This is a genomic window from Candidatus Poribacteria bacterium, from assembly GCA_021295715.1.
In the GTDB taxonomy this organism is placed as follows: domain Bacteria; phylum Poribacteria; class WGA-4E; order WGA-4E; family WGA-3G; genus WGA-3G.
In genome coordinates, this window is the sequence record JAGWBV010000123.1 from 1 (window position 1) to 7,881 (window position 7,881).

Below are 7,881 nucleotides of genomic sequence, written 5' to 3' on the forward strand. Positions count from 1 at the left end.
GGGGCTTGTTAAAACCCCGTCATTCTCGGCTGTTCGTGTTTCTCGGGCTATGGCTCGTAACTTTACCTACATACCCCCAAGGGGCTCAAGCAGCCCACGATGCAGAACCTCAGACACTTCCGACTTCGGAAGTTGTTCAAACGAACAAACGTCTTCGAGTTACAAAGAATATTTTAGCATTTTTGACGCTTTTTGTCAATAAAAATATAGGAGCGGTGTTTCCTCCCCTGAATGAATTCAGGAGTTTCCACACCGAAGATAAGAGATGAAAGTTTTTATGTTAACTTTGGCAGTCACCCTTCTGCTGATGAGCACCACCTTAGGGATTGCGGGTGAAGATCCAGATTTAGTGGCGCACTATCCCTTCGATGGTAACGCAGAGGATGCATCTGGAAATGGAAACGATGGCGAGATTGATGGCGGATCCAAGTGGGTTAAAGGCAAATTTGGAGATGCGATTGAACTCGACCCAGCTGCTTTTGTCGAATTCCAAGTCTCCGATTCCCTCCACGGCGACCTTTTCAAAGCCGATCCGTTTACAATTTCTGCTTGGGTTCAGCCTAATTTCGACGGGACCACATGGGAACACATCTGGCGGAGTCTACCGAGTGGTTCTGGACACAACACCTTATTCATTAATAAGGACCAAGGACTCATCTCTTGGCGCGGACGGGTCGGTGGATGGATGGTCCTGTGTCAAACCGACGGAGGGATCGTCGAAGCGGATAAGTGGATACACATAGCCGTCACAGGCGATGGCGATAAATTCAAAATTTACGCCGATGGCAAAGAGGTCGCTGAAACCGATTTCCAAGAAACCGACGGTGGGAACCTCACTTACCGCATTGGCGGCTCAGCCGGCGAGACGTTTGCGGGTATAATGGACGATTATGCCGTTTTCTCCCGTGCGTTAGATGAAGACGAGATTAATCTGATAATGGAGAGTGTTGAGACGTTCTTACCGGTTGAACCGCAAGGTAAACTGGCGACACAATGGGCTGAGCTTAAACGCTAATCTCAGACTCCGTAGGGTCTTCACCCAACCGCACCGGCTTCTCAAGAACGCTTCCGTGCACCGCTGGCGAGGTTTTCAAACCTCGCCTTTTTACTCTTCACCCTTCCTTCCCAGTAGAAACCGCACCTACCGAGTATAGACATTCGCCCCGCTGAGGCTTATTTTTTAGGGGACGCGTTTCTATAGACATGTCTCCCGGCTGGGGTTAAAAATCCACAACACAGATACCATCGCAAATCCGTGAAAATCCACAATTCAGAAAATATAAACATACCGCCCTTATAGAACTTAGGTTCTCTTTTCACACATGCTGCTATAGACATATCGCCTCTACGGGGCTAAATGCCGAATAATGCAATCATTGCTATAAGCAGATTGGTGCCCTGGGATTAAAGAGACCTCACCCCCAATAACCTCTTAAAATCCGCGCAATCCGTATAATCCGCGACAATCCGTGATTCAGACGAATTATCTCCCTTTAAATTCTATGGGTGTGATGTTCTGCATCACTCGGTGCGGTTGGAAACCGCACCTACCTTGTGTGGCTAACTACTGACTGACGATGGATGACGGCTGATCGTCACACCATATTTCTCTTGCATTTCTGTCCTGTTTCTGATAAAATTGCCGATAAAGTCCACCTACAGGTGAAAACATAAAGGACGGAAACGCATGGCACTTCCAAAAATGACACGGATTCAACAGCGGTTTGAGGCACCCGTTCTCACCGATCTCCCCGCAGCAATCCACGCGGAACTGGAGCGGATTAACGCCTCTGCTATTATCAAACCCGGCGAGACTGTCGCCATTACCGCGGGTAGCCGCGGCGTTGCGAATGTCGCGATTGCGGTCAAGGCGACTGCTGATTATCTCAAAACACTCGGGGCACGCCCCTTTGTCGTTCCAGCGATGGGAAGCCACGGTGGGGCAACCCCCGAAGGACAGCGGAGTGTGCTTGAGCATTACGGTATCACTGAAGAGACCGTCGGTGCACCGGTGAAAGCGACAATGGAGGTCGTGGAACTCGGAAAGACAGGGGATGGCTTGCCCGTCTTTTTCGATCGGTATGCCGCTGACGCGGATCACGTTGTTCCCCTCAATCGTATCAAAGCACACACAGATTTCAACGGATCTATTGAGAGCGGCTTGATGAAGATGATGGTTATCGGGCTTGGCAAACAGCAGGGTGCGAACTTCTATCACCGCGCATTCTTCCAATACGGCTTTGAGCACGTTATTACTGCCGTCGGGGGTTTCATCCTCGATAGCGGCAAGATCGCCTTCGGCATCGGATTGATTGAGAACGCACACGAAGATACTGCGAAAGCGGTCGCTATGCCCGCCGCACAACTCCTTCAAACTGAACGAGAACTCCTCGTTGAGGCGAAATCGTTGATGGGACGACTCCCGTTTGATGAACTGGATCTGCTCATCGTGGATTGGACAGGCAAAAACATGAGCGGCACGGGTATGGACACGAACGTCATCGGTAGGATGATGCAGAACTTTGAGCCGGAACCGGCGAAACCTGCGATTCTCCGTATATTTGTCCGAGATCTCACCGAAGAGAGCGACGGCAACGCTACTGGTATCGGACTCGCTGACTTCACAACGACCCGCCTCGTGGATAAGATTGATCGGCATTCTACGTATATGAACGGCATTACCGCACTTGGACCACAGAAATCGAAAATCCCGTTCTACTACGACACCGATCGGGAAGCGATTGAAGTGGCACTCGACACCATCGGTCTGACGGAACCGGAGAACGCCCGGGTTATCCGTATTGAGAGTACACTGCGATTAACGGAACTCGACATCTCTGAGGTGCTACTTGAAGATGCGAAACTGCATTCGAGGTTATCGGTTATCGGTGAGACGAAACCGCTTACATTTGACGCAGCAGGCAATCTGTTGCCGTTTTAGATAGCCATTAGCTATCAGCAGTCGGCTAAGAGGTTATCGTCCCACAAAGGTTTACCTTTAGGATTGACGGAAACCGATGGTCTTTGAACTAAGATAGTATCAAAACCAGTAGCCCGTAATGAAATGGAGGTCGGATTTAAAGGATGTCCGTGATAGTTTAAATTCCGGTTGTTCCTCTGCAAGGTATAATTAAAATGCGGAAACTCAAGATTATCTTGGAGATGATTAAATTTGAACACACGATCTTCGCGCTTCCGTTTGCGATGATGAGTGCCTTTATTGCTGCAGATGGATTTCCCTCGCTGGCAAAGTTTGGCTGGATTCTCGTGGCAATGGTAGGGGCGCGTAGCTGCGCGATGGCGTTTAACCGACTTGCCGATGCGGAGTTAGATGCGAAGAACCCACGCACCGCCATGCGTGCGATTCCCGCGGGCTTGATTACGAAGGGTGCCGTGTGGGTTTTCACGATTGTTTCGGCTGGATTACTGGTTTTTGCGGCATGGCGACTGAACCCGCTCGCCTTCGCGCTATCGCCTGTTGCCATTGCTGTCGTTATGGGGTATTCCTATACGAAGCGTTTCACTGCGCTCTCACATTTCTGGCTCGGACTCTCCCTCTCTATTTCACCTGTCGGCGCGTGGATTGCGATTCAGGGGAATTTTGCGTTGCCACCGATAATCCTCTGCCTTGTGGTCCTACTCTGGACAGCAGGATTTGACATTATCTATGCGTGTCAAGATGTTAATTTTGATAGGAAGCATGGACTGCACTCGATTCCGGCGAAAATTGGGATCCGGTGGTCGTTATGGCTCTCATCTGCCTTACACGTCATCGCGGTATTGCTGCTTCTCGGCATTCCGCTTCTCGTTGAATTAGGGCTTTTTTATTATATCGGGATCGGGATTGTGGTGCTAATCTTTATCTATGAGCACGCCATCGTTAAACCGACCGACCTGTCCCGTGTCAATCTCGCTTTTTTCACGCTGAATGGCATGATTAGTCTGGTCCTGATGGCACTTTCAATTGCCGATATTTTATTTTTTAACGATTAAACCTGGGCGGGAGAAAGCCGTGTGTGGGCTTTCTAAGGTATAATCAAAAAACGTAGCCCGTAACGAAGTGGAGAGCGTATATACGGAAAGGCACTTCAATATCCAAACCCCACTTATCGAACCGCAAGGTAAAATTAAAATATGAAACTTTCACTTTCGGTACGCGTCGCAGAAACGTCATCGAAGAGAGACGCGACGCATACCTTTGAACAACTGACTGAACTGGCAGCAGGGCTCGGCTACGAAGCTGTCTGTATGCGTGCCTCCCAAGTCGGCATCCACTCGCCTTTGGAGCAAATCACCGCTGCGCGGAAACAGGCGGCATCGCTGAACCTAAAGGTGTCGATGATCACCGGGGATTTTCCTGTTCCCCTCAACAACGAACAAGGACCGGATGGGCTCCGCAACATAACCCCTTATCTGGATCTAACGGAACTCCTTGGCGCGGATCTGATCCGTATTGCGATGAAGGTTGAGGCAGACATTCCGTGGGCACAACGTGCCTCCGATGAAGCTGCTGAGCGGGGTATCCGTCTTGCACATCAATCACATACACAGAGTTTGTTTGAAACAGTAGAGGGCTCAGTTGATGTGTTGAAGCGGGTGGGTAGAAAAAATTTCGGAATTATCTATGAACCTGCCAACCTCGACCTGTGTGCCCAAGATTACGGTGTTGAGACGCTCAAACGGTTCTCACCTTATCTTCTCAACGTCTATCTTCAGAATCACATCCGTCGCCCGGAGGGAAAGACACGCCTCTTGACGTGGATTCAAGGTGAAGTCCCACACGACCCGATCCGTTTGCAGGACGAAGGTGGCATCGATTATCCGCTGGTATTTCGCGGACTGGAAGCGATCGGTTACGATGGGTATGTGACGGTGCATCAGGCATTCCGAGAGATTATGGAGCCTGAAGACGCAGCAGAGCAGAGCTACACCTATCTTAAACCGTTTTGCGGATAGTAAGCCCGCAACGATACGCAGAAATCCGCAGAAACGCCCAAGCAAAAACACGCAGGCGACTTCTGCACAAGGCACTTCAAACATGAAACCTACGCCGTTCCTCCGCAAGATAAAATTGGCGGTTGGTTATCGGTTGTCAGTTATCGGTAGAGAGGTGTTCGTTAGTCCCAAATCCGTAGCCTGCAACAATACGCAGAAATACCCAAGCAAAAACACGCAGGCGAGTATGAGAAACACACATCAGAGCCCAAACGTAGGTTGTTCCTCCGCAAGATAAAATTAAAAAATCTCAAACCGTTCTGTGGATAGGAAAGGTAGTGTCTTTAGCACATGAGCACACAACAACCGAATATCCTGATTATCACGACCGATCAGCAGCGGACAGATAGTTTGAGCTGCTATGGGTCAACATTTACAGATACACCACATTTGGACAAGTTCGCATCCGAAGGTGTCTGTTTTGAACGGGCATACTGTGCGAATCCAGTCTGTACCCCCGCCCGTGCCTCAATTTTTTCGGGACGATATGTAAGTCGTCACGGGGCGTGGAACGTCGGCATGAACGTCCCTGAAGATGAACCGATGCTGTCACATCGACTGGCTGATGTCGGTTATCGCACTCACTACATCGGTAAGGCACACTTCCAACCTTTCGGTGCATCGGCGGCACAGTCAGTTGAAACCCGTGGCGATACGACGCGTTACCCGGATTTCCGTGGTCCCTACTATGGATTTGAAACAGTGGAACTGGCACTTGGTCATGCGACCTATGGCGTCGCGGGACATTATGGTGAATGGGTGCGTTCGTGCGTCTCTGAGGAAACGTTCGCCAGTTATAGCAAAGCGACACGCCTAAGTGAACAGGGTTTCGGTGGCGAGGCATACGATTGGGATATACCCCTGAAATACCATAATAGCGTTTGGACAGCGGATCGGACAATAGATTTCCTATCGAACCGAGATACCTCCGAGCCGTTCCTATTGGCGGTTGGTTTCCAAGATCCGCATCACCCGCACTGTGTTCCAACTGAGTTTGAGGCGCGCGTTGACCCGGCACACGTCCCACTGCCGGATTTTGTCGAAGATGAGTTAGACGACAAACCGCCCCACTTTTTAGAGGCGCGACAGGGTCAGCTTGAAAAATCAGAGATTCGTGGAACGTTTGCGATCGCGGGACAAGGCGGTGGTGCGGATTATCGCAAGGTCTCCGAAGCGGATGCAAGACTGGGTAGGGCGTACTATTACAATATGGTGAAGATTATCGATCAGCAGATGGGACGGATTCTGGAGTGTTTGGACACATGCGGATTGGCAGAGAATACGTTAGTGCTTTTCACGACCGATCACGGTGAACTCCTCGGTGATCACGGTCTTTGGATGAAGGGACCGTTCCATTATGAGCAGCTCGTCCGCGTGCCAACGTTGCTGCGATTCCCCGCAATGATTCCCGCTGGACAGCGCACAGAGGCACTCTTCAGCCACGTCGATATTGTCCCGACGGTCCTCTCCGCAATCGGTTTGCCGATTCCGTCAGATACAGATGGTATGGATGCGATACCGATGCTTACAGGCGAGACAGCATCTCTCCGGGATTCGGTGTTAGTTGAGTGTGTGGACGATCCACACGGCTTGCGACTCAAAACGATTGTGACCGATACACGAAAACTGACATGGTATTGTGGACATGCTTACGGGGAACTCTATGATTTGGAGAAGGATCCGAGCGAACGGGTCAATCAGTGGGAGAATGCCGCCTACGCTGCAGATAGGATGCATCTCATGGGTCGTATTCTTGAGAGGATGGAGCCTTTGGAGAGAAGGGTTGAGCGGTTATCGTATGCATAGATTTCGGTTTTTAGGCTTGCAATTAAAAAAAGGATTCGGTATCATTTAGAAGGAAAAAATTGATTGTGTCCAGCCTCGCTTTGATTACAGCATATCCTACACGAAAGCAGTAGGAAAAACATTGGGGGCATCCAGATGGAGCCTACGCTATCCATTGTGATTCCGATTTACAACGAGGTTGCAAGCCTAAAAGAGCTTCTGCAACAGGTCGCCAGTGTTGAAATCGGTATGAAAAAAGAGTTGATTCTCGTCGATGACTTTTCAACAGATGGCACACGCGATATTTTAAAAGAAATTGAAGCCATTCAAGAGGATTCAGGCGAGATACGGCAATATGTCTCAGCACCGCAGATGCCTCCAATAGCAGTCAGTCATCAGCCATCAGCCGTCGGAAACCAAGAGGGGGTAGAGGTGTCAGAAACCTCTTTATCGAAAGCCGAAAGCCGAAAGCCGAAAGCCATCCCAGCAGAAAATGCCTCCGAGATCGCCGTAAAAGTCTTTTATCACGATGTGAATAAGGGAAAAGGCGCAACCCTTCGTACAGGATTCCAGCACATCACTGGTGAAATTACCCTCATCCAAGATGCTGACTTGGAGTATGATCCAAAAGACTATCCGAAACTGCTTCAGCCCATCCTAACTGAGGAAGCCGATGTTGTATACGGTTCTCGGTTTATGGAGGGGAGACAAAAGGGGTTGTTACGGAGTTACATCGCAAATCAATTTCTGACGACCCTTGCAAACATTGTCAACGGCACAAGACTTACCGATATGGAGACCTGCTATAAGGTAATCCGCACCCCAATCCTAAAGGAGATTTCGCTTTACTCGGATAGGTTCGGCTTTGAGCCTGAAATTACGGCGAAACTTGCCAGACGAAAATGCAAAATCGTTGAGGTGCCTATCTCCTACCGCGGCAGAGACTATCATGAAGGGAAAACAGTGAGTTGGAAAGATGGTGTCGCCGCAATTTATCACATTCTCCGTTTCCGATTCTTTTCATAGAAGTCATATTGAGTAAACCATAAGAATGTGGTAAAATAGGGATAGAAAAGGCGATACTTTCTGTCTCTTTCTTCC

General features: G+C 49.6%; 7 protein-coding genes. All 7 read left to right on the forward strand.

The features are described from left to right. The coding region (locus J4G07_21025; GenBank protein ID MCE2416470.1) for a hypothetical protein at positions 1 to 269 on the forward strand (269 nt) is incomplete at its 5' end. 8 nt (positions 270 to 277) lie between these two features. Further along, entirely contained in the window at positions 278 to 1,015 is a 738-nt protein-coding gene (locus J4G07_21030; GenBank protein MCE2416471.1) for a LamG domain-containing protein, read from the forward strand. A 672-nt stretch (positions 1,016 to 1,687) separates the two neighbouring features. Further along, entirely contained in the window at positions 1,688 to 2,941 is a 1,254-nt protein-coding gene (locus J4G07_21035; GenBank protein ID MCE2416472.1) for a DUF2088 domain-containing protein, read from the forward strand. Positions 2,942 to 3,135: 194 nt separating this feature from the next. Next, positions 3,136 to 3,993 (forward strand): putative 4-hydroxybenzoate polyprenyltransferase, encoded by an 858-nt coding sequence (gene ubiA, locus J4G07_21040; GenBank protein ID MCE2416473.1) that lies wholly within the window; start codon positions 3,136 to 3,138, stop codon positions 3,991 to 3,993. A 141-nt stretch (positions 3,994 to 4,134) separates the two neighbouring features. Further along, complete coding sequence (locus tag J4G07_21045) at positions 4,135 to 4,956, forward strand: sugar phosphate isomerase/epimerase (GenBank protein MCE2416474.1); 822 nt, start codon at positions 4,135 to 4,137, stop codon at positions 4,954 to 4,956. Positions 4,957 to 5,286: 330 nt separating this feature from the next. Continuing rightward, positions 5,287 to 6,801, forward strand: a complete 1,515-nt coding sequence (locus J4G07_21050; GenBank protein ID MCE2416475.1) for a sulfatase-like hydrolase/transferase — start codon at positions 5,287 to 5,289, stop codon at positions 6,799 to 6,801. A 135-nt stretch (positions 6,802 to 6,936) separates the two neighbouring features. Further along, on the forward strand, positions 6,937 to 7,806 hold the full coding sequence (locus J4G07_21055; protein MCE2416476.1) for a glycosyltransferase family 2 protein: 870 nt from the start codon (positions 6,937 to 6,939) through the stop codon (positions 7,804 to 7,806). The last annotated feature ends 75 nt before the right edge of the window (positions 7,807 to 7,881 follow it).

What these genes read in the sequence shown, in the direction of transcription:
- J4G07_21030 (MCE2416471.1), top strand. Translation starts at nt 278, where the DNA reads ATGTTAACTTTGGCAGTCACCCTTCTGCTGATGAGCACCACCTTAGGG.
- J4G07_21035 (MCE2416472.1), top strand. Translation starts at nt 1,688, where the DNA reads ATGGCACTTCCAAAAATGACACGGATTCAACAGCGGTTTGAGGCACCC.
- ubiA (MCE2416473.1), top strand. Translation starts at nt 3,136, where the DNA reads ATGCGGAAACTCAAGATTATCTTGGAGATGATTAAATTTGAACACACG.
- J4G07_21045 (MCE2416474.1), top strand. Translation starts at nt 4,135, where the DNA reads ATGAAACTTTCACTTTCGGTACGCGTCGCAGAAACGTCATCGAAGAGA.
- J4G07_21050 (MCE2416475.1), top strand. Translation starts at nt 5,287, where the DNA reads ATGAGCACACAACAACCGAATATCCTGATTATCACGACCGATCAGCAG.
- J4G07_21055 (MCE2416476.1), top strand. Translation starts at nt 6,937, where the DNA reads ATGGAGCCTACGCTATCCATTGTGATTCCGATTTACAACGAGGTTGCA.